Annotated in this window: 20 protein-coding genes and 1 pseudogene; 5 read left to right on the top strand and 16 right to left on the bottom strand. The window is 43.8% G+C overall.

Annotated elements, in window-relative coordinates; translation table 11 throughout:
- On the bottom strand, positions 1-1248 hold a 1248-nt coding region (locus AC4EVX_RS08425), incomplete at its 3' end, for a hypothetical protein (protein ID WP_490159983.1).
- A gap of 383 nt (positions 1249-1631) precedes the next feature.
- On the opposite strand from AC4EVX_RS08425, the gene murG reads away from it, so the two are divergent.
- The gene (gene murG, locus AC4EVX_RS08420; RefSeq protein ID WP_177976709.1) at positions 1632-2714 is read left to right on the top strand and encodes an undecaprenyldiphospho-muramoylpentapeptide beta-N-acetylglucosaminyltransferase; all 1083 of its coding nucleotides are present in this window, start codon (positions 1632-1634) and stop codon (positions 2712-2714) included.
- Positions 2715-2870: 156 nt separating this feature from the next.
- Here murG and AC4EVX_RS08415 read toward each other — a convergent pair whose 3' ends face one another.
- From AC4EVX_RS08415 to AC4EVX_RS08370, 10 genes are all read right to left on the bottom strand, one after another.
- Positions 2871-3251: an RNA polymerase sigma factor gene (locus AC4EVX_RS08415; RefSeq protein ID WP_490159982.1), complete on the bottom strand. Its 381-nt coding sequence runs from the start codon at positions 3249-3251 to the stop codon at positions 2871-2873.
- A 108-nt stretch (positions 3252-3359) separates the two neighbouring features.
- Positions 3360-3512 (bottom strand): hypothetical protein, encoded by a 153-nt coding sequence (locus tag AC4EVX_RS08410; protein WP_490159981.1) that lies wholly within the window; start codon positions 3510-3512, stop codon positions 3360-3362.
- 75 nt (positions 3513-3587) lie between these two features.
- On the bottom strand, positions 3588-4004 hold the full coding sequence (locus AC4EVX_RS08405; RefSeq protein ID WP_490159980.1) for an HIT family protein: 417 nt from the start codon (positions 4002-4004) through the stop codon (positions 3588-3590).
- A gap of 76 nt (positions 4005-4080) precedes the next feature.
- The gene (locus tag AC4EVX_RS08400) at positions 4081-4713 is read right to left on the bottom strand and encodes a rhomboid family intramembrane serine protease (protein ID WP_177976712.1); all 633 of its coding nucleotides are present in this window, start codon (positions 4711-4713) and stop codon (positions 4081-4083) included.
- 454 nt (positions 4714-5167) lie between these two features.
- A complete protein-coding gene (locus tag AC4EVX_RS08395; RefSeq protein WP_177976713.1) occupies positions 5168-6472 on the bottom strand; it encodes a TRAP transporter large permease subunit in 1305 nt (434 codons plus the stop codon).
- Positions 6473-6475: 3 nt separating this feature from the next.
- The gene (locus tag AC4EVX_RS08390) at positions 6476-6955 is read right to left on the bottom strand and encodes a TRAP transporter small permease subunit (protein WP_177976714.1); all 480 of its coding nucleotides are present in this window, start codon (positions 6953-6955) and stop codon (positions 6476-6478) included.
- Positions 6955-7956, bottom strand: coding sequence for a TRAP transporter substrate-binding protein (locus AC4EVX_RS08385; RefSeq protein ID WP_490159979.1), 1002 nt, complete (start codon positions 7954-7956; stop codon positions 6955-6957). The genes AC4EVX_RS08390 and AC4EVX_RS08385 overlap by 1 nt, the downstream gene beginning before the upstream one ends.
- Positions 7957-8168: 212 nt before the next feature.
- Entirely contained in the window at positions 8169-8633 is a 465-nt protein-coding gene (locus tag AC4EVX_RS08380) for a YhcH/YjgK/YiaL family protein (RefSeq protein WP_177976716.1), read from the bottom strand.
- Positions 8634-8694: 61 nt separating this feature from the next.
- On the bottom strand, positions 8695-9609 hold the full coding sequence (locus AC4EVX_RS08375) for a 2-dehydropantoate 2-reductase (RefSeq protein ID WP_177976717.1): 915 nt from the start codon (positions 9607-9609) through the stop codon (positions 8695-8697).
- A 154-nt stretch (positions 9610-9763) separates the two neighbouring features.
- On the bottom strand, positions 9764-10450 hold the full coding sequence (locus AC4EVX_RS08370; RefSeq protein ID WP_177976718.1) for a cyclase family protein: 687 nt from the start codon (positions 10448-10450) through the stop codon (positions 9764-9766).
- A 761-nt stretch (positions 10451-11211) separates the two neighbouring features.
- Between AC4EVX_RS08370 and AC4EVX_RS08365 the strand changes: the two genes are divergently transcribed.
- Positions 11212-11880: a GntR family transcriptional regulator gene (locus tag AC4EVX_RS08365; RefSeq protein ID WP_490159978.1), complete on the top strand. Its 669-nt coding sequence runs from the start codon at positions 11212-11214 to the stop codon at positions 11878-11880.
- A gap of 239 nt (positions 11881-12119) precedes the next feature.
- Here the strand turns inward: AC4EVX_RS08365 and AC4EVX_RS08360 are convergent, their stop codons facing one another.
- The 4 genes and pseudogenes from AC4EVX_RS08360 to AC4EVX_RS08345 form a co-directional block, all read right to left on the bottom strand.
- The gene (locus AC4EVX_RS08360; protein ID WP_177976720.1) at positions 12120-13289 is read right to left on the bottom strand and encodes an exonuclease domain-containing protein; all 1170 of its coding nucleotides are present in this window, start codon (positions 13287-13289) and stop codon (positions 12120-12122) included.
- A 24-nt stretch (positions 13290-13313) separates the two neighbouring features.
- Positions 13314-13811 (bottom strand): DHHA1 domain-containing protein, encoded by a 498-nt coding sequence (locus AC4EVX_RS08355; protein ID WP_490159985.1) that lies wholly within the window; start codon positions 13809-13811, stop codon positions 13314-13316.
- A gap of 30 nt (positions 13812-13841) precedes the next feature.
- Positions 13842-14552 (bottom strand): annotated as a pseudogene (locus AC4EVX_RS08350) (alanyl-tRNA editing protein); the annotation flags it as partial.
- A gap of 72 nt (positions 14553-14624) precedes the next feature.
- The gene (locus tag AC4EVX_RS08345; RefSeq protein WP_490159977.1) at positions 14625-14780 is read right to left on the bottom strand and encodes a hypothetical protein; all 156 of its coding nucleotides are present in this window, start codon (positions 14778-14780) and stop codon (positions 14625-14627) included.
- A gap of 183 nt (positions 14781-14963) precedes the next feature.
- Between AC4EVX_RS08345 and AC4EVX_RS08340 the strand changes: the two genes are divergently transcribed.
- Both AC4EVX_RS08340 and AC4EVX_RS08335 read left to right on the top strand, forming a co-directional pair.
- Positions 14964-15866, top strand: a complete 903-nt coding sequence (locus AC4EVX_RS08340; RefSeq protein WP_177976722.1) for a LysR family transcriptional regulator — start codon at positions 14964-14966, stop codon at positions 15864-15866.
- Between the two features lie 233 nt (positions 15867-16099).
- Positions 16100-17215 (top strand): 5-methyltetrahydropteroyltriglutamate--homocysteine S-methyltransferase, encoded by a 1116-nt coding sequence (locus tag AC4EVX_RS08335; RefSeq protein WP_490159976.1) that lies wholly within the window; start codon positions 16100-16102, stop codon positions 17213-17215.
- Positions 17216-17330: 115 nt separating this feature from the next.
- Here AC4EVX_RS08335 and AC4EVX_RS08330 read toward each other — a convergent pair whose 3' ends face one another.
- Complete coding sequence (locus AC4EVX_RS08330) at positions 17331-17492, bottom strand: hypothetical protein (protein ID WP_177976724.1); 162 nt, start codon at positions 17490-17492, stop codon at positions 17331-17333.
- 234 nt (positions 17493-17726) lie between these two features.
- Here AC4EVX_RS08330 and AC4EVX_RS08325 point away from each other — a divergent pair, with 234 nt between their 5' ends.
- A complete protein-coding gene (locus AC4EVX_RS08325; protein WP_490159975.1) occupies positions 17727-18812 on the top strand; it encodes a transposase in 1086 nt (361 codons plus the stop codon).
- The last annotated feature ends 193 nt before the right edge of the window (positions 18813-19005 follow it).

Raw genomic sequence — 19005 nt, 5'->3', positions numbered from 1 at the left:
ATATTCAATTAAATTGTTTTCTAATACATTTTTTTCTACAAGAATATTCATATCAATCCATTTATTATGTACTTGAGTAAAAACTACTCGATCTGATACTTTAACTTTAAATACTTCTTTGGATGATATACACTTTTCTTCAGTTAAATAAAAAAATTTATCTCCATATTTAAACTCAATAATAGCCATATTTCTTTCTAGTATTAACTTTCTAAATTTCATTCCATCCGGAATATGTTGAAGTTCTAACACCGGAATCCCTAACTCATCCTCAATCCTCTGATAAGCCATCTCCAAATTATCTGCTGTGTCCAGAACGGCATTATTCTTCATTACAAGATTCTGCTTTCCCACGATCGGATAAATCCCATAATTGTATTCTCGTTTTCCAGATGCCACCATTGTTCCACCGAAGACTGCAATGCCTGCTGCCACGGCGACGAGCAGAACCTTCATGCGCTTTTTGTGGAAAATGGATTGGGATTTTCGGAATGATGGCGTTTCTTTTTTCACCTCCTCTGATATAACAACAGCCGGTCTCGCTCCGTGTTTTTGCGATCCGGCTGTGACTGCCGGAGGCGTTTTGATGCTGACCGGATTGTCTGCTGTTCTTGTCTGTGTAGATGTCTTCTGGAACTCTTCTGTCCAATCCTGAATTTTCATGATTTCTTCCGCTAAATCCAATACCTCGCCACGTTCCAAAAATGAATTTCTCGACTTTATTTCTATTGCTTTGGATTGGATTTTCGGACCTCTGCACCTTTTCGTGAAAATACACATCTTTTTCGGACAGAATGTTTGTCCATTCAAAGAACTTAAATTCTTTGCAAGACCATATCTTAGAATCTTTGATGAATCTTCCGTCATTGTTCTTACTGCTTCGCTTCTTCGCTCAAATTCTTCTTCTGAAATCGGCTGAATTTTTGCTGCTTGAATTCGTTTCATCAAATCTTGAAAACTGTCTGCAAGATCATCGTCATCCCCATCTGCATCCATGTCCGTCTCTCTTAGTTTTCCACCCATTTCAACGTTAGTTTTCTCTTTCGTTTCAAATGGCTTCTGATCATGGAGAAATGACTCTTCTGATGCCACAGACATATCAGACTCCTTAACCTCTTCTTCAGAAGTTAATTCACAGGCTTTTTCTCCTTCTTTGATCTCCTGCCAAAGTTTCCGCTCACTCCACTCTTCGAGATGCTTTAAAGAATTTAAGTCTACTCTTGTCTGACGGTGCCCGTTTCTGCTCACTTTTTCACTCCTTATGTCTCACAAAAATATTTAAATTCAAAAATACAACGTGATACAAAGTGATTGACGAACTAATATCAACGAAACAGCCATACAATATCGAATGACCATCTAACTATTAGTACGCCAACCACTCAAAATAATAACAAACTAATAACAAACTTTTTTTCAATGATCTCCTCAGAAAATGGATTCAGGGTTGACTTTTTAAGCTCTGTGATTAGTATAATACTATAAGGATCAGCAGATTAATAAGATTAATAAACATAAGATCAATAAATTCAGCATCAGAAATTCGCAATTCACAATTTCTGGTCATTCAGCACCCACAATCTATTAATCTCTGCACAATCAATCATCAAAAATCATCTGGAGGCAATTTTATGAAAAAAATTATTCTGACCGGTGGTGGAACTGCCGGGCATGTCACCCCCAACTTAGCCCTTCTTCCGTCTCTGAAAGAGCGTGGATATGAAATTCATTATATTGGTACTTACAACGGCATTGAGCGCAAACTCGTCGAGGGAGCAGGAATTCCTTACGATGGAATCTCCTCCGGCAAACTCCGCCGTTATTTCGATCTGAAGAATTTCTCAGATCCCTTCCGTGTCATCAAAGGTTACATGGAAGCCCGCAGTCTGATGAAAAAATACAAGCCGGATGTTGTCTTCTCAAAGGGCGGTTTTGTGGCTGTTCCAGTTGTTCTCGCCGCAAAGCACTTTAAAATCCCGACCATCATTCATGAGTCTGATATGACTCCAGGACTTGCTAACAAGATCTGCATCCCGTCCGCTGCAAAAGTATGCTGTAACTTTCCTGAGACACTTCAGTATCTCCCGAAAGAGAAAGCTGTTCTGACCGGTTCCCCGATCCGCAGAGAGCTTCTCGAGGGCGACCGCCTGACCGGTCTTCAGTATGCAGGTCTCTCCGCCGATAAGCCGGTCATCCTCGTCATCGGAGGAAGCCTCGGTGCTGTCGCTGTCAACAACGCAGTCAGAAGCCTGCTTCCGCGTCTGCTCCCGCATTTCCAGATCATACATATCTGTGGCAAGGGACATCTCGATGAGTCTCTGATCGGTCAGACTGGATATGTTCAGTATGAATATGTGGATGCTCCTCTGCGTCACCTGTTCGCATGCGCAGACCTCATGCTTTCCCGTGCCGGCGCAAACTCCATCTGCGAGATTCTGGCACTCAGAAAACCAAACGTCCTGATTCCGCTCTCCGCTGCCGCAAGCCGTGGCGACCAGATCCTGAATGCCCGCTCCTTTGAGAAGCAGGGATTCTCCACAGTTCTTGAAGAGGAAACTGTTACGGACGACACTCTGTTCGATGCGATTGACCGCACTTACAGAGATCGCCAGAAATTCATTGACGCGATGAGCAAAAGTGCTCATTCCGACGCAGTCACCACCATCGTGGGACTGATTGAATCCTACGCCGAAAAGAGCACCCAGAAATCATAAAACCAGAGACCAACCGTTATTTTTTTCTGCGTTTCATGATCACAATGTATTATTTCAAATCGACGCAAGCATCGACTTGGCACGTGATTCCGATCAGCTTTGCTGACATCTTCTTATCAGAATCACTGCGCTTAACGATTTCTTTTCCTTTCCGTCTCACGAGTCAGACAACTGAGAGATTGGAATGTACCGAGGCTGGCTCGCATACTTTGTATTCGTATAGGAAGAATCCTTTGATTTCTTCCTCGCCAGCTTCGGACTTTTTTGTTTTACCGTCAATGGACGATCCCTTTCAACCATCTGATACAGAAGCTCTCGCCCGCGCATCAATCTCATTCTGCATGCAGCCTCTGAAATATTCATCATCTCGCTGATTTCCCGTATACTTATTCCCTGCAATGTATACATGATAATGATCGACGACCACTCTTTCTTCATCGTTTTCAAACCAGCTGCCGTAGCCTTGCATGCCTGAAGCTCCATCACAATGCTCAACGGATCTTGCCCCACTTTATTTCCGAAACTGATATTTCTCAATTCAGTCGGGTCCATATACTCAACTGGACGTCTGTTACGGCTTCTGTAATAATCCCTGCACTTGTTCGTAAGAATTTTTGCCAGATAATAACGGACTTTTCTATCATCTCATGTGAGCGGGTAGTGACCATAATATGCAAAAAAGGTCTCCTGCACAATATCCTCAACTTCATCTTTCGGAATTCTGTTTTTCTTAGCAATCCATTTGAGCAGTTTCAGATTCTTCTGATAAATGGACAGGAAACGTTCATCTGAAGACATTATAATCCCTCCCGTTTTCTTTTGTGTGGCGGAATCTTTAGAGCTCACCTCGATTCGCAAAACCGAAGTGTTTCCCTAAAATGCTTTCTTCAAAATCTCTGCTGTTTCCGCTAACTCCTTCTGATCTGCCTCACCCGGATTCCATGCGACCATCTCCGGTCCGCCCTCATAGCGAGGAATCACATGCACATGAAGATGAAATACCGTCTGACCAGCGCTTGTTCCATTGTTCTGAACCACATTGAATCCGCTTGCACCCAGTCCCGCCTTCATTGCGCTTCCGATCTTTCCGGCGAGCGGAAGAATCTTCGTCGTAACCGCCGGATCTGCCTCGCACAGATCTTTATAGTGGTTCTTCGGAAGAATCAGGGAATGACCCTTTGATGCCGGTCCCAGATCGAGAATCACACGAAAATCATCATCCTCATAAACCGTTGCTGACGGAATCTCGTCATTTGCAATCTTACAAAAAATACAATTCTCATCCTTCATAATCATTTTTCTCCATTATCCTATATTCTATTGTTTATGTTTTTTACTTGTTATTTTTTACTTCTTCTGTACTTCTTTAATTTTCATCCCCTGTATCAATGATTTCTTTCCCACTTCTCTGTTTCCGATAAAAAAGAAATCCCAGCAAAATTCCGATGATGAGACCGGAAACGTGAGCGACATTGTCGACTCCCGTGCTGGTGTATCCAAAATACAAGGAAAACAAGATCGTCACGACAAGCTGTCTGGAACTCAAATCCTCTAAATGTCCACGATTTCTCGCAACCACATACAGAAGACCACCGATCACACCGAAAATTGCCCCCGATGCGCCGGCTCCGACATACTGCTGTGCATCATTCATATGAATCATCATGGATGCAAGATTCGATCCGATTCCGCAGAGCAGATAAAAAATCAAATATCGAATCGTTCCAAGTGTACGCTCCAAATGATCCCCGAGAACGAATAAAACCAACATATTATTCACAAGATGCTCAATTCCAAAATGCATGAACATCGCTGTGATCAGTCGGTAATATTCCTGATTCTCCAGAATAAGTGGCGTGTACATTGCACCATGTTCCAGCATAAAACGCACATCTTCGCTTGAACCTGCAATTTCCAGATACAGAAAACAGAGAATATTGACGGCAATCAATGCACTTGTCATCCAAGCCCGTCTGGGAGCGCGCTCATATTCTTTCATCTGATTGCTCCCTTCGATGTCCTAAAATTCTGAATTCAATATTCTGAAGATATTTTAACATGAATAATTTTCTTTGTTAAGTCCTTTTCTTGTAATTTGCGTTTTTATTCATACTTTTCAAACTATATTCAAGTCAATTTCCCTATTTTCTCTATTTTGTCTCACTTTTTGAGCTTTTCTGCCCACACGATTCGCCCCTGCATATCTAAGAAAATTAGTCTCTTCATTTCTCTCACTGTACCCAATTCTTCTACATTCTTCTACGAAACAAAATATTCTATAAAACAAAATATTCCACAAAACAAAAACGCTGACATGCGTATCAAATTCATGATACACACATCAGCATTTTTCTTACTTCGTTTATCTTACTTCATTCATCTTTTTATTTTCTTATCTGATTTCCTATTTCCTGTCCGATGAATCATGAATCTGATCGATGAATTGACTTCTCTTAGATCAATCCTAACAGGGACGGAAGTCCGAGAGAAAGGAACGGGATGTAGGTTACCAGAAGCAGTCCGATGATGATCATCGCAAAGTACGGTAACAGGTGGCTGATTACGCTCTCAATCGTAACATTGCCAACCTTACATCCAGTAAACAGGATCGTTCCTACCGGCGGGGTGATCGTTCCTACGGAAAGGTTGTAGCAAAGTACAATACCAAACTGAACTGCATTCATACCAAGGCTGGTGCAGATCGGCAGAAAGATCGGAGTGAAGATCAGGATTGCCGGGGTCGGGTCCATGAAAGTTCCTACGAACAGCAGAATGATGTTGATCAGCAGGAAGATCAGGAACTTGTTGCTTGTCACACTAAGGACTGCCTGAGCTACCATATCCGGAATTCCGGTAAATGCCATTGCCCAGGACATGATAGAGGAAAGTCCGATCATGAAAGTGATGGTTCCGGTGATCTTTGCAGAATCCAGAACGATGCGGGGAATATCTTTCAGCTTGATCGAACCGTAGATCAGGGACAGAACGGTTGCATAGACAACTGCAACTGCTGAACCCTCAGTTGCGGTGAACATACCACACAGGATACCGCCGATTACAATGACGATCATCAGAAGGCTCGGGATTGCCTGCCACAGAGTTTTGAGAACAATGCTGACAGAGATCTTATCCTCACCACGATAGCCAAGTTTCTTTGCGGTAATAGTTGCCAGAATGATAACTCCAAGTCCCCAGATCAGACCCGGAACATATCCAGCCATGAACAGAGCGGAAATCGAAACGCTTCCTGCTACTGTGGAGTAAACGATCATCGTGTTACTCGGAGGAATCAACATACCAACCGGAGCAGATGCTACGTTGACTGCTGCGGAATAGTTCTTGTCATATCCCTCTTTCTCCTCGAGCGGTCCCATCGTACTTCCGATTGCGGCAGCAGCTGCTGCACCAGAACCACTGATTGCACCAAAGAGCATGTTTGCGATAACATTTGACTGAGCAAGAGAACCCGGCATACGACCGCCGATTACCTTTGCGCAGTTTACAAGACGAAGTGCAATACCACCGTTGTTCATGATGTTTCCGGCAAGAATGAAGAACGGAATTGCAATCAGAGAGAAGGAGTTCGATCCTGCAAAAATTCTCTGAGCAGAAGTAGCAAATGCTACATTAGCCGGTAACATGCAAATCATAGAGATTGCGGAAGAAAGACCGATTCCTACTCCAATCGGCACACCTGCTGCCAGCATAACAACCAGCAGTACTACCATTACAAGAGCAACCTGAACTGCAATAGACATAGCTTACTTTCCCCCCTCTTTTTTATTTAAAAACTCTGCAATATTGCACAGACTATAAAAGATGATCAGCACACCACTGATCGGGATAATGCTGTAAATCGTTCCGGTCGGGATCTTCAGAATGGAATCATACTGAAGCATGTTCATGGTCGTGATCACGATACCGCCGTACACGAGAACCAGAACAGAGAATAGGATTACAACGAGCTCAATGATGATGTCCATCGTTCTTCTTGCACTTCCCTCGAGCTTGTCCTTCAGGAAACTGATACAAATGTGATCGCGCTGTCCAAATACATAAGTTGCAGAAAGCAGGATCAGCCATACGAAGCAGTAACGGGTCAGAACCTCACTGACACTGCTCGGGCTCTTAAATACATAACGCACAACGACCTGATAAACGGTCAGCAGAACCATCATGATGAAATCGATGATGCAGACTCCTGCAAGGAAACGATCCAGTCCTTTTTTCAATGCCTTCATTATTCTGCCTCCTCTCTCAGCGCAACGACTTCGTCATAAATCTTCTTGGTGACCTCAGACTGATTTGCAATGCGGTTCAGCAGAGGCATACATCTCTCGCGAAGCTCGTTGGTATCCGGATAACAGAACTGAGCGCCTGCCTCCTCAGCATCCTTCTTTGCTACCTCAATGTCTGCCTTGAAGGTGGAGAACTCTTCCTCTGTGGACTCCTTCATCAGCTGATCGAAGATCGCACGGTCTTCGTCGCTCATGGAATCCAAGAATGCTGTACTTGCAAGAACAACATCCGGATGTACGATATGACGGGTATATGCATAGTAAGGAGCAACCTCGTAATGCTTGAAGTCACGGTAAACCAGCTCACTGTTCTCAGCTGCATCGATAACCCCCTGCTGGAGTGCGGTGTATACCTCAGACTGAGCCATAACGCTTCCATTTCCGCCCATCAGCTTTGCCATCTCGACGTAGGTCGGGCTGTCGTTTACACGGATAATCATACCCTTTAAATCGTCAGCAGAATTGATCGGTTTCTTTGCATACACATTTCGCTCACCGGCCGTGTACACGGTCAGAACGCGAAACTTGTATTTGTCGGTTGATGAGAACAGATCATCAAACACACCGTCGAGAGTTGCCTTCTTAAGATGATCGATATTGTTATACATGTACGGAGCTCCTACGATTGCGAAATCCGCATCATAGCCCTCCGGAACACTACACGGAACGATTGCCATCTGAAGAGCACCGGTTCGGATGAACTCTGCCATCGCACCCTGCTCGCCGAGAACGCCGTTCGGGTAAATCGTCATGTGATAACGTCCGTTTGTTGCTTCCTCAAATTTCTCACCAAATTCTTTCATGGCACGATACTGGGGATGATTCTCGTTCTGGTTGAATGCCACACGAATCTCGGTGGTCTTCTGCTCAGAACTTCCACTGCATGCAGTCAGCATTCCCATCATGCATGCAAGCCCAACAGCCATCCATACTTTCTTAAACATCTCTACAAACCCTCCAGTTTTTCCTTATGTGCTCTCGGAATCTCTTTGTGCCTGTTTTTGCGAAAAATCGGTCGCAAAGGCCGGTGCAAGAAAGACTCCGAGAGTACATCCTTATGTTTTCCGGAAGATCTGCCACCGCGCATGCAAAATACCATATGATAATGATGGACCATGATGCATGCAACGGTAGCCGATTTTCCAGACATACACGATTAGAGAAGTGAAACGCTTACTTTTACAACAACCTTGCGCAGTTTCATGGACTCTCCGGAAATCACCTCTGGGCGATGAATATCAGACGGGAAGAATACGCAGAAACAGCCCGGGCGAGACTCGATATATCCCTCATCCTCAACAGACTCGTAGAAAATCAGATCACGCTCTTTGATATGTTCTTTCACCTTATAATTTCCGGTGTTCTTGGTGAATCCCAAGCGCTCTTTTCCGGAAACCAGATACTGAACATCCAGATACTTCTCGTGAGACTCTGCATGCTTGCTGTCTGCCTCAACGGTCACTGCATCAAAAACCTGCGCGTAGATGTCACGACCCTGAATCTCATAAACACCCGGCTCCATGTTTGCAAAATCATGGCTCTTTAAGTAATCTAATGCTGTCTGAATTGCCTTTGGATAGCTCTCAAACGTATCTCCATTTTTAATTGATGAAAAAATCATATCCTCTACCTCTTCGTCCTATCTTTCTGTCTTTGTGTTTGATGTCATGTATTTTTGTTTCTTATTTGTTTCTGCCTTCCATCGCATGAACCATGCGAACGATGAAGGAATGACCCGGAACTTCCACTCCGTACTTTTCTGCCGCACGTACAACCGCACCACTGATTGTATCCACTTCGGTCTTTCTTCCGTCACGAAGATCTGCGCGAATGGACGTGCATCCGTTCGGATTATTTACAGAAGTCAGACGCACTTTCTCGCGCATCTTGTCCTCGTCAAATGTCAGACCTCCTGCCTTTGCAGTCATAGCCGTCTCATGAATCAGCTGACAGCAAAGATTCCATGCATACTCATTTCCTGCAATATATCCCATATCTACCTGTAAAACTCCGGTCAATGCACTCAGGGAAACATTCGTAAAGAGCTTGTCCCAGATCAACTGCTGGATGTTGTCGTGGATCTTTACCTGGAATCCGCAGGCATCAAATGCCTCTTTTAATTTTGGAAGGAAACCTTCCTGATCTTCGGTCAGCATGCCGACATTCGTCACACCGGCTCCGCCGTGACGCACATGTCCAAGACCAAGAACAGCTCCGTTATCCTCCGTCGTTCCGATGATGATGTGGTCTTCTGCTACAAACTCTTTCAGAAGATCCTCGTGACCTGCACCATTCTGAAGTGTCATCAGGCGAGTGTTTGGTCCGATCAGAGCGCGGTTGCCCTCAAGAGCAGATCTTGAAAACAGTGCCTTTACAAAAAGGATTACCAGATCTGCCGGCTTCTCCTCTTTTGTATTGGAAACTGCGGATGGATGATACACATTTGTGGTATCATTTTCATCAATACACAGTCCCTCGTCGGTAATCTTCTTCACTACCGTTTCATTCGTATCAACAAGTACAACCTCATTATGCTGGGAAAGATGGCCGCCATAAATAGAGCCCATTGCCCCCGCACCGATTACGGCAATTCGCATATCGTCGTCTCCTGTCTAATGGTGACCCGCCACATTCCGGATTTGACTCCGGTCTGTGGCAGATCTGTTTTTTTGTTGTAAGTTTGGGTTTGATTTTAATTTTCGATCTGACCTGATCTGAACTTAATGATTTCTATTCTTTCTCTTTCGTTAATTATTCAGAGAACTCTGCCAGTCCCTCGATTGCATAAGCGCGAACCGGGCTGGAATCCAGTCCCTTGATCGGAAGCGGAGAATAGCTCATGAAGAACACATCAGACTTCAACTGCTCAAGGTTTCTTAAAACCTCAAGGAATACGATGTTCTCTGCCATCAGAATGTCATGGAACGGCTTTACATCCTCGTTGCAGTTCTCGATGGAAACGCCATCACCGAAACCAACTGCCTTTACCTTGTGCTCCTTGAACCAGTTTGCACTCTCCTCACCAACCAGAAGTCTCTGATCCTTGTCGGTGTTGGTATCCGGGGTAAACGGATACAGCTTGTAGGAAGAATCGATGATCACGATGTCGCCTTCCTTTACCTTCTTAGCCTCACGATCCAGATCAGCAGCGGTGATGTGACCACGCTTTGCAACGGTCTCCTTGAAGTCTACATAAACTGCACGGCCAAGGAAGGTGGTCAGCGGAAGATCTGCTACGGACGGCCAGTTGTCATCGTGATGATACGGGCACTCGCAGTGGGTTCCCAGATGGCTCATCAGATCCATGTTGGTGTGGAAATCCGGGATAGCACCACCGGTATTGAAGCGGAACAGATGGCATCTTCTGCTCTCAGTAGCCGGATCGATGATCTTGGATAAGTCAATCAGTCTCAGTTTGCCCATTTCGTAAACACACATTTTTGTATCCTCCTTAAACTTTAAATTATTAGGTCTACATATTATTTATAACGTGTTTTTTCTGTCTTTACAAGTTCTTTACACCATGTTACAAAATATCTTTTCTTGTATTTTCTTTGTAACTTGTTCAGAACTTTTGATGAAGGTTTTTTCTCATCTCGTTCGTTTCGTATACCAGTATACCGGTATGTCGGTATACTGTCAAGATGGTATCGACCTGCATTTTAGACAAATCTTTCACAATGTCTTTGTGCACTTTTGACAATTGACATGAAAAATGGTCTGTTTTTTTCCATATACATAGGGTTTTTAAAGAAAATCCGGGATTTTTCCTTCTACACGCTCGCACAAATCACCCTCTGTTTTAGAAATTTGCAGGGCAGGACTCTTCGCTGAAAAAATCATAATTGGAATTTGAGCTTCTTTTTCTTATTTTTGTTTTTATTTCTCACTCCTCATCACTCCTATTTGGGATTCCGTTCCTGCCTTTAAGAGTCTTTTTTTAACTGTTACACCCACCTCTATTTTTTCTTCACACAAATTTAACACCGAATCGGGAATTCCCTTGACATACTTGTATCATCTGTTTTAAGATAGCATTATAACGTCAAAAAACAGATATAAAATCACATCGGAATTAATCAGTATTAATCAAACCTAATCAGAATTAATCAGACTTGTATTAAAATTTTTATAGAAGTATAATTTTTATAGAAATATGAAAAATGACGAATAAAATATATAAGGATTGACTGTTCATTATGAAAACAAAGAGTTTCCTGCAAATGCAGGCTTATGATTGCATCAAAAACAGTATTCTGAACGGAGAATTAGAGCCCGGTCAATTATACTCTGAAACAAAACTTTCTGCCGAGATCGGCATTTCCAGAACCCCAATGAGAGAAGCGCTTCAATGCCTGAGTCAGGATGGCTATATTTCCATCATCCCAAGCAAGGGCTTCATGATCCGCCAGTTGAATGAAAAAGACATGAAAGCCAGCATTGAGGTCCGCTGTGCTATCGAGGGCTTCTGCACCACCGTCATTGCATCCCAGATCGACACTCCTGCGGGCAAACATCTCTTATCTGACCTTGAGCGCACACTCAAAGATATGGATGATGCACTCAGCGACAACAATCTGGAACAGTTTATCTACTACGACCACCAGTTCCATCTTCTTCTGGTCAATTATCTGCACAACGATGAATTTAACCAGATTTTCCAGCGCCTACTCTATCTGATCCAGTTGACTTCTCAGGATGCCCTCTCCACAGAGGGACGTGTGAAGGGAACCGTTGACGAGCATCTCGCCTATTTTGATGCGCTGAAATCCGGAGACGGGCAGAAAGCCTATGGAATCATGATTCACCATCTGATGATGCCTCTCGAAGTCCACAAAAGCACGGTTGAGCTGAAAAATAAACAGTAGACTTGCGGAACTGATAAGACATCACGAAACACCTATAATAGACACCCAGAACAGGAATAATAAAAACAGGAATACCAAAAACAACAGAACTAAGAAAAACAAGAAAAATAAGAAAAACAATAGCACTAATAAAAATAATAGAAATAAAAAACAGCACAATTACACGCTAAAACGAACCGAAATAAATTATAGAAAAGCAAAAAAGAGAAACAGAGAAACAAAAAAGGAAATCCGGATTCTCATCCGAATTTCCTTTTTTTTGACGAAGCTCTGCGCTTCTTCCCATTATGGTTTCCACTGCGGGTTCCATGACTTGCCCCTGCTTCCGCAGAGTTTGTATTTGTCTTCCCAGAATTCTTGTAAGCTGTTGAAATCGCACAGGCAACCGAAGTCGCATTCTCCGACACCCGATAGATTCCCTGCTCAAATTCTTTCTCCTTCTTTTTCTTCGCGCGATTGCGTTTCGCCCGCTTTTTTCGCATCTCGTCCCGGCGCTGAGCGATCAGCTCTGCCCCCGCCTCATCCGTCAGTTTCAGCGTCTTAATCACAAAGACCTGCTCTTCCTCGGATTTTTTGTCCGCCTTTTTCATGCGGATCTTTCCTTTCAGATATCCATGTTCCGGACAGAGCGCAAGCGCAAAGTAGGTCTTCTGGTTTGCGGTAAACCAGCGGATCTTCTTGCGCAGGGCACGCCCACAGGCGTAGCAGTTCATCGATGTCACCGTCTTGTCTTTCATCGCATCTTCCTTCGAAGAAAATACGCGGGAGACATACTTAAAATATCCCGGAAATGTCATGCGGATCTCCTCGCTCCGATCTTCCGGAAGTCGGTGATAATCCACAGAACAGAACGCACTCCATCTCTCCCAATCAAGGGTTTTCATCACCTGCGCCGTGTACCAGGCATCATCCATTGCTCGATGAAACGGTCTCTCTTTTGCAATCTTTGACTCCTCGACCGCCGTATCAAGCGAAATCCGTTTTCCATCACCGGACGCAAGCCCGTACAATTTCTGAACATCGAAGAACAAAAGCGGTTTTGGAAACGGATTTTCCATCTGGTAAAAATCCATATTTCTCTGGAGTTCCGTCAAATCCATCGGTCCCCAGGTGCAGAACACCGCATCTGGTCCACACCACTCAAAAAACTCTCTCGAAGCATCCACAAAATCCATTCCGTTTTCCTGAAGCTCTTCCATCTCCACATGAGTCACTTCCTGGATCATCCAGTGCATCTTCGTGTAAACCTGTGGGCGGATCAGTCGGCAGAACTGATCCGTCATCTCAAACTTATCATTTAACTTTACTGCGCCGATCTCAAAAATCTCAAAAGGGAGCTGGTCTGCCACCTCTTCCTTTCCGCGCGAGCTCTGGTTCCATTCCAGATCAAAAACAATATATTCTCTCATAATATCAAGATTCTATCACAGATTTTACTTTTTGCACAGATATAACCGAATCGCTTCCTCAGAAAGCTGATCGCCAGGCTGAACCGTTCCCTGTACCATCTCCGGTTTTCCACCGCCTTTTCCCGGAAATACACTGTGAAATTCTTTCATAAACTCTTTGAGGTTGATGCTCTGGCTTCCCAGTGTATACTGGTATCCCTTCTCCTCGTTTCCAAGGAAAAGCGCACAGATTCCACTGCATTTGCGCATACCGGAATCCACAAACTTTCTTCCGGCATTCTTGTCCATCTCCTCCTCAAACAGGATGCAGTTCTCTGCTTCCTCCGGGATCTCGGCAAGTTTCTGCTCCATGTAACGGTTCTGCATCCGCATTACCTTATCTTTCCAGCTTAAGGATTCTGCCTGAAGGCGACGCACGGCATCTGCAACCTCATCCGGCTTTGCGGAGAGCAGTCTGGAAATCTCACGAACACTGTCCTCCTTTTTCTGGTAGTCCTGCAAAGCGCGGAATCCACACACCATCGTGACTCTCATACCGCCCTTATATTTTACGGCATCCACAAGTTTGATCAGACCGATCTCGCCGGTCTTTGCCACATGGGGCGCACAGCACGCACACACATCGTATCCCGGAACCGTCACGATTCGTACCTGACCCGCAATCTCCTTCTTGCTTCGGTAATCCATCTCAGCGAGTTCTTCTTTTGTCGGATACGTCACGACAATCTCAATATTCTCTGCGACTGCCTGGTTTGCCTCAAGCTCTACCTTGCGAAGATCCTCTGCATCGAGCATGCCATTGAAATCCATCGTCACGAGTTCTTTTCCAAGATGAAATCCGACGTTGTCATAACCGAAATGACGGTGAACCAGACCGGAGACAATGTGCTCACCCGTGTGCTGTTGCATCTTGGAAAAACGCTCCTCAAAATCAATCTCACCCTTGACCTCTGTGCCCGGCTCAATCGATTGTTTCATGTAATGGAAAACCACATCGTTTTTCTCTTTTACATCGACTACTTCCATGCCATTTATTTTTCCGGAATCGGCGTACTGTCCGCCACCTTCCGGGAAGAATGCCGTGCGGTCCAAAACTACCGCATAGCTCTCCTTTTTCTCATCCCACTCACAAGAAACCACATGGGCGGTAAATGCGCTCATATGGCTGTCCTCATAAAATAACTTCTCTGTCGTTTCTGCTGTCTCTGCCATGTCCGTCACACCTCTTACTTTCTTTTGCTTTCGCTTTCTTTTACTTTCGCTTTCTTGTGCTTTCTCTTACAGTTTCTTCCTGTTTATCGATCTTCTCCAGTATAGCCAAAAATGCTCCGATATTCAAGGAATCATTTTCCTGATATCTTCAGGCTCATGTTCTGACTTATGTTCGGGCTTATATTCTAACTTATCTTCCGGTGTATCTTTTGGCGTATCTTTTGGCCTATCTTTTGGCCTATCTTCCGGCGTACTTTCTGGTTTTCCCATACCTTTCATGTTTGAGTTTTCGACTTTCCCATTTTTCCGACTTTCCTGTTTTTCAACTTTCTCATTTTCTGATTTTGCATTATACTAGGTTTTATCAAGTTTTTTATTATGGACGTTTCATAGATTTATTCCGCCATACCATATGAGTACAGAATGCAAAATATAAAAAAATTAGATACAAGGAGATTTTCCATGACACTTCTTCAGTTAAAATATGCCGTCACCGCTGCGACTGCCGGCACGATCAGTGAGGCAGCAAAACAGCTTTTCATCACCCAGCCGAGCCTGACTTCCGCAATTCACGAACTCGAAAACGAACTCGGCATCACGATTTTTCAGCGCACCAATAAGGGCATTCTCGTCTCCGCCGAGGGAGAAGAATTTCTCGGATACGCGCGTCAGGTCATCGAACAGACCAACCTGATCGAGGAGCGGTATCTCGGAACTGCACCACTCAAGCACCAGTTCTGCGTCTCCACACAGCACTATTCATTTGCCGTTGAGGCATTTGTGGAGCTTCTTCATCAATACGGCGGAGAAGAATATGATTTTAGAATCCGCGAGACCCAGACCTATGAGATCATTGAGGATGTCGCCCGCCTGCGCAGTGAGGTCGGAATCCTCTATCTGAATAAATTTAACGAGACGATTTTGCAAAAGACACTCAAAGAACACGATTTAAAATTCCATCCGCTCTTTGTCGCCCATCCCCATGTTTTTGTCAGCAGTTTCAGCCCGCTTGCCAAAAAAGAACGGATTACCTTGGAAGATCTCGCACCCTATCCGCGCCTCTCCTACGAGCAGGGTGAACACAATTCGTTTTACTTTTCCGAGGAAATTTTGAGCACGCGAGAATCTAAAAAGGATATCGTTGTCCGCGACCGCGCAACCCTCTTTAATCTCCTGATCGGCGTGAACGGATACACGATTTGCAGTGGCGTGATCAGCGAGGAACTCAACGGAAAAAATATTGTGGCAGTTCCACTCGACGTCGACGACTATATGGAAATCGGCTACATCACCCACAAAAAAATGCAACCGGGACGTTTCGGCATGCTCTATATCGAGGCGCTGAAACGCTATATTCCCATGTAGTTATGTAGTTATGTAATTATGTAATTCATGTCGACGTTTGCGGAAACTTAGCGCATAATTCTAGTCGTCGCTACTGACACCTTCCCATCAAAATCCCTGTGCATAAACGCTCTTGGTATAGATACGCCCTATATCAAACGCGATTTCTTTCGTATTTTACAGTTTTGTCTTCATCCGCTACAATGAAACCACGTTAAACAAACAGCACGTTAAGCAAACAGGAGGATAAGACAATGGCAAATTTACACGCACCGTTTCGATATGACTATGTAGGAAGTTTTCTTCGCCCAGAAAATTTGAAAAAAGCCCGCGCAAATTATAAGGCTGGAAAAATTTCCGCTGAGGAATTAAAGCAGGTGGAGGATGAGGAAATCACCAAACTTGTAGAAAAGCAGAAAAAAGCTGGATATTCGGTGATCACCGACGGCGAATTTAGAAGAAGCTACTGGCATCTCGATTTCATGTGGGGATTTCAGGGGCTTCAGGAAGTGGAACTTGACCATGGTTACTTCTTCCACGGTGAGGAGACTACCCACGGTTCCGTTCGTGTGACAGGAAAGATTTCCGGTGAAAATCATCCGTTCGTAGAACATTTTAAATTCATAAAACAGTTTGAGGATGAGAATACCGTTGCAAGACAGACCTTCCCGGCTCCGGCACAGCTCCTCGCAGAACTCTACCGTGAGGACAATGGCAAGATCACGGACTCTGTTTACCCGGATCAAGAACAGCTGATTCAGGATATTGCAAGCGCTTACCGCACAGTTATTCAGGATCTCTACAACGCAGGATGCCGGAACATTCAGCTTGATGATTGCACTTGGGGAATGTTCTGTGACAAGCTCTACTGGATTGCACGTCAAGGCGATGATACTTCCTTTGAAGCTGAGGCAGAAAAATATCTGCGCATCAACAATCTGGCTCTCGAAGGCAAACCGGATGATCTGACTGTCACAACTCATGTATGCCGTGGAAACTACCACTCCACCTGGGCAAGTTCCGGCGGATATGCTCCGGTCGCTCCATTCCTCTTCGCCAAAGAGAATGTGGATGCCTTCTATCTCGAGTTCGATGATGAGCGTTCTGGCAATTTTGAGCCATTAAAGCATGTTGCCGATGACAAGAAAGTTGTTCTCGGTCTGATCACCACAAAGTCCCCGAAACTTGAGGATAAACAGGCTGTGATCGCCCGAATCCATGAGGCAGAAAAGTATGTTCCACTGGATCGCCTGTATTTAAGCCCACAGTGCGGATTTGCTTCCTGCGAGATCGGAAACAAGCTGACCGACGAAGACCAGTGGGCAAAACTCGCACTCGTCAAGAAAATCGCCGAGGAAGTCTGGGGATAAAGTGAACTACTCAGTCATTGAATAGCCGAATAATAGACAATAAAAACGGCATTGCAGGATAGATAAGGAATCTCTCACTTCCATCTTGCAATGCCGTTTTCATAAAGATAGATTCTTAACTTTTCAGAATAGGCGTTGATGCTGCAATAGTTCCGCCTATGATTCCTCCAAGAGCACCACCAATAACTGCACCCTTTGTACCAAATTTTTTACCTAAACGTGCTCCAGTCTTACTTCCTTTTTTAGCTCCATAAATTACACATCCAATATTCAACATACGCATCTTTTATTCCTCCTTTACTATAAATGAGCAAGTTCGTGATTTTGCATAAAAGAAAGACACCTTGGATTCGATTGTGTTGTATAATGAAAGTGACCAAACCAACATTTGCAACATTCACGAAAGAAGGTGTCTCCTGCAAATACTATACATCATTCAGCATTCATATACAACCAGTTTAAGAAATTAAACCTCTGTAAATTTTATTCGAATCGGGTGATCAACCACTTTATGAGTATCCTGACCAGTATTTTCATCTTAGGATACCATGGAAAAATCACGGATTTTGCTAAAAGCACTTCTTGCCACCGGACTACGATTGCACATTTCCTTAATTCTGGGAAATGGAATGACTCATTGCTTGCCAATGCATTAAAACAGTCTGTTATTGAGATTATTTATTCAGAAGCAGTCCGTACTGGAAAACCTGTTTTCTGTATTGTTGATGATACGATAGCTTCAAAAACAAAGCCTTCGTCACGGGCTCTGCATCCCATCGAAGATGCGTATTTTCACCAATCTCATTTAAAGAGGAAACAGGATTACGGGCATCAGGCAGTTGCCGTTATGCTTTCCTGTAATGGCATTGTTCTGAATTACGCTTTTGTAATGTACAATAAATCAGTTTCGAAGATTGATATTGTACAGAACATCGCAAAAGAGTTGCCTGTTCCACCGGTCATGTCCTATTTTCTCTGTGACTGTTGGTACGTTTCTGAAAAAATAATCAATACGTTTGCTACGAAAGGCTTTCATACCATCGGCGCATTAAAAACAAACCGGATGCTTTATCCCTTTGGGATCAAAAAGAAACTTAGTGAGTTTGCCACCCTTCTGTCGATTACAAGTTCTGATTTTCACCTTGTGACAGTGAAAAATCAAAAATATTATGTGTACCAGTATGAGGGAAAACTCAACGGAATTGAAAATGCCGTAGTTCTTTTAAGTTATCCCGAAAAAGCATTTGGAAATCCGAAAGCGCTTCGGGCTTTTCTCAGCACGGATACATCCTTATCAATGGATGAGATTCTGGCTTATTACATATGCCGGTGGCCAATCGAAGTATTTTTCCGTCAATGCAAGACAAAACTGGCACTGGACAATTACCAGATCCGTTCTTCCCAGGGAATCCAAAGGTATTGGTTGCTGATGTCACTGGCACATTACATGTGTGTGGCAGGAACTGGTGAATTCTGTTCTTTTGAAAACGGATACTACAAAATCAGCAATATTGTTCAGATGGAAAAATACAGGTATCTTTTTCAATGTGCAAAGGAATGCCATGATTTTGATTCCTTTGTAAAGTCTGTGGCATAGTTTTGTGCATTTTTTCAAATTTGCTCATTTATAGTTTCTTATTTGATTTCACCTATTTTTTTACTTCCTTTTGAAAAGAAAGTCAATGTTTTTCTTTGTTTTCCTCGTTTTTGTACCGTTTTCTTTCGTTTTGTATTATAATACTTCTGTACTTTGTAAGTAACTGTTCCAAATCCTTACAGTTACTGCACAC

The organism is Brotaphodocola sp. (assembly GCF_983179755.1).
The sequence above is the reverse complement of the archived record's forward strand: the minus strand, read 5'-3'. Positions and strand labels throughout refer to the sequence as shown.

What these genes read in the sequence shown, in the direction of transcription:
- AC4EVX_RS08370 (WP_177976718.1), bottom strand. Translation starts at nt 10,450, where the DNA reads ATGTGTGTTTACGAAATGGGCAAACTGAGACTGATTGACTTATCCAAG.
- AC4EVX_RS08395 (WP_177976713.1), bottom strand. Translation starts at nt 6,472, where the DNA reads ATGTCTATTGCAGTTCAGGTTGCTCTTGTAATGGTAGTACTGCTGGTT.
- AC4EVX_RS08380 (WP_177976716.1), bottom strand. Translation starts at nt 8,633, where the DNA reads ATGATTTTTTCATCAATTAAAAATGGAGATACGTTTGAGAGCTATCCA.
- AC4EVX_RS08390 (WP_177976714.1), bottom strand. Translation starts at nt 6,955, where the DNA reads ATGAAGGCATTGAAAAAAGGACTGGATCGTTTCCTTGCAGGAGTCTGC.
- AC4EVX_RS08365 (WP_490159978.1), top strand. Translation starts at nt 11,212, where the DNA reads ATGAAAACAAAGAGTTTCCTGCAAATGCAGGCTTATGATTGCATCAAA.
- AC4EVX_RS08400 (WP_177976712.1), bottom strand. Translation starts at nt 4,713, where the DNA reads ATGAAAGAATATGAGCGCGCTCCCAGACGGGCTTGGATGACAAGTGCA.
- murG (WP_177976709.1), top strand. Translation starts at nt 1,632, where the DNA reads ATGAAAAAAATTATTCTGACCGGTGGTGGAACTGCCGGGCATGTCACC.
- AC4EVX_RS08345 (WP_490159977.1), bottom strand. Translation starts at nt 14,780, where the DNA reads ATGAAAGGTATGGGAAAACCAGAAAGTACGCCGGAAGATAGGCCAAAA.
- AC4EVX_RS08330 (WP_177976724.1), bottom strand. Translation starts at nt 17,492, where the DNA reads ATGTTGAATATTGGATGTGTAATTTATGGAGCTAAAAAAGGAAGTAAG.
- AC4EVX_RS08335 (WP_490159976.1), top strand. Translation starts at nt 16,100, where the DNA reads ATGGCAAATTTACACGCACCGTTTCGATATGACTATGTAGGAAGTTTT.
- AC4EVX_RS08410 (WP_490159981.1), bottom strand. Translation starts at nt 3,512, where the DNA reads ATGTCTTCAGATGAACGTTTCCTGTCCATTTATCAGAAGAATCTGAAA.
- AC4EVX_RS08325 (WP_490159975.1), top strand. Translation starts at nt 17,727, where the DNA reads ATGAGTATCCTGACCAGTATTTTCATCTTAGGATACCATGGAAAAATC.
- AC4EVX_RS08360 (WP_177976720.1), bottom strand. Translation starts at nt 13,289, where the DNA reads ATGAGAGAATATATTGTTTTTGATCTGGAATGGAACCAGAGCTCGCGC.
- AC4EVX_RS08375 (WP_177976717.1), bottom strand. Translation starts at nt 9,609, where the DNA reads ATGCGAATTGCCGTAATCGGTGCGGGGGCAATGGGCTCTATTTATGGC.
- AC4EVX_RS08355 (WP_490159985.1), bottom strand. Translation starts at nt 13,811, where the DNA reads ATGGTGTGTGGATTCCGCGCTTTGCAGGACTACCAGAAAAAGGAGGAC.
- AC4EVX_RS08385 (WP_490159979.1), bottom strand. Translation starts at nt 7,956, where the DNA reads ATGTTTAAGAAAGTATGGATGGCTGTTGGGCTTGCATGCATGATGGGA.
- AC4EVX_RS08405 (WP_490159980.1), bottom strand. Translation starts at nt 4,004, where the DNA reads ATGAAGGATGAGAATTGTATTTTTTGTAAGATTGCAAATGACGAGATT.
- AC4EVX_RS08340 (WP_177976722.1), top strand. Translation starts at nt 14,964, where the DNA reads ATGACACTTCTTCAGTTAAAATATGCCGTCACCGCTGCGACTGCCGGC.